This window comes from Mesorhizobium sp. M8A.F.Ca.ET.021.01.1.1, assembly GCF_003998025.1.
In the GTDB taxonomy this organism is placed as follows: domain Bacteria; phylum Pseudomonadota; class Alphaproteobacteria; order Rhizobiales; family Rhizobiaceae; genus Mesorhizobium.
The window spans coordinates 1-1827 of record NZ_RZSJ01000850.1 but is presented as its reverse complement, the minus strand read 5'-3'; the positions used below and the strand labels follow the sequence as shown (position 1 = coordinate 1827).

General features: G+C 64.9%; 2 protein-coding genes. One reads left to right on the top strand and one right to left on the bottom strand.

The features are described 5' to 3' along the window. Positions 1 to 686, bottom strand: a 686-nt coding sequence (locus EOA36_RS34710; protein ID WP_145969491.1) for an alpha/beta hydrolase, incomplete at its 3' end; no start/stop codon positions are given. A 189-nt stretch (positions 687 to 875) separates the two neighbouring features. Here EOA36_RS34710 and EOA36_RS34705 point away from each other — a divergent pair. Continuing rightward, the coding region (locus tag EOA36_RS34705) for a ribonuclease (RefSeq protein ID WP_127281163.1) at positions 876 to 1827 on the top strand (952 nt) is incomplete at its 3' end.

The following is a 1827-nucleotide window of genomic DNA, read 5'->3' as shown; positions in this document are numbered from 1 at the left end:
CCGCCGTTGGGCGCCATGGCGACCACATCGCGCCACATCGAGATGGAGGCATCCCAGCCGCAGAGCGGATCGGCGATGTATTTCGCCACCTCCGCCTCGTCGCGCGACAGCCAGTCGAACAGAGTGCGATGGTTGGGCACCGCCTTGCCCCAGGCCTGGAAGGTGAGTTTCGGCAGCAGGCGCGACGGGACATCGGAGCCGAGCCGCATCCGTTCCCAGGCGAGGATACCGAGCGCCACTTGGCCGAGCAGGCCCTGTGAGAAATTGCCGTTCCAGATCGCGGCGGCATGAATGCGCCTGGAATGGCGCAACAGGTAGTTCAGCGCCACGGACGCGCCCATCGAGTGGCCGAAAAGGATTACCGGCAGGTCAGGCTGCTCGCCGGCGATGAGATCGTGGATGGCGTCGGTGTCGGCGATCACCTTGGCCGGGCCGTCCGTGTCGGCGAATCTGCCGAGCGGCGCGTCGGGCGCCTTGGTCGCGCCATGGCCACGGTGGTCATGAACGTAGACGTGGAAGCCCCGGGCAGCGAGGAAATCGGCGAAGCGGTCGTAGCGGGCGGCATGTTCGGCCAGGCCGTGATTGATCTGGACCACCGCACGCGCAGGGCTGTCGGCCTGCCGGACGAACAGATTGAGGTCTGCGCCGGTCGACGAGCGAACCACGCGCTGCTGGCTGAATGGCATGCCGGCCGGTCTCCCCCTGGTTCCGCCTTTGTCATGTCCAAACGTGTGCGCCGGTGCCAGATTTGCGTCAATCTGGCCTGCCGGCTTTTCCGCGACGATCTTTCTTGCCACGGGCCTGCAAAATATCGCAATTCTGACATGGAGACAGCTTCAGTCTGTCGCCCACTTTCTTCCAGCCGGGGATTCTCCATGCGCATTGCTGTTATTTTCGGATTGGCCTTGTTGGCGGGCTCGCTGGCAGGCGCGGCGCATGCCGACGTCAAGATGAGCGGCACCTTCGTGGCCGACGCTGCGTGTCCCGCGACTCAGGCGATCAAGAACGGCAAGAACCCCGGCAATGTCTCGACCGATGCCGGACAGAGCTATCAGCTGCTTGCCGGCAACAAGGACACGCCGACCCACTACCTCATCCAGGTGCCGGGCGCCGATCCCGAGCGCCGCTGGGTGAAGGTGAGTTGCGGCCACCTTTCGGGCAGCAGCGCGGCGACCGTGCCGGCGGCGCCGGGTGGGCAAGGCAAGCCCGCCGCCTCGGGAAAACCCGAATATGTCTTCGCCTTGAGCTGGCAGCCGGCCTTCTGCGAGACCAAGTCGAACAAGACCGAATGCAAGGCGCAAAATCCTGGCGAATTCGATGCCACAAATTTCACGCTGCACGGTCTGTGGCCGCAGCCGAACGGCAATTTCTATTGCCAGGCTTCGGCCAGCGACAAGGCCAATGACAATCCGGCCCACTGGCAGGACCTGCCGCCGGTCAACCTCGATGCCGATACCCGCGCGGAGCTCGACAAGGTGATGCCGGGCACCGCCTCGAAGCTGGAACGGCATGAATGGATCAAGCACGGCACCTGCTACGGCAAAAGCCAGCAGGAGTATTTTTCCGACGCCCTCCATTTGATGCGCGAGGTCAACAGCTCGCCCGTGCGCGACCTCTTCGCCAGGAATATCGGTGGCAAGCTGACGGCGGACCAGATTCGCGGTGCCTTCGACCAGGCCTTCGGCGCGGGAGCAGGCGACAGGGTGCGGGTGTCCTGCGTCATCGATCCGTCGAACGGCCGGCGGCTGATCGGCGAACTGACGCTCGGCCTTGCCGGCCCGATCGGCCCGAACAGCTCGCTCAAGGACCTGCTGCTGGCCTCGGTGC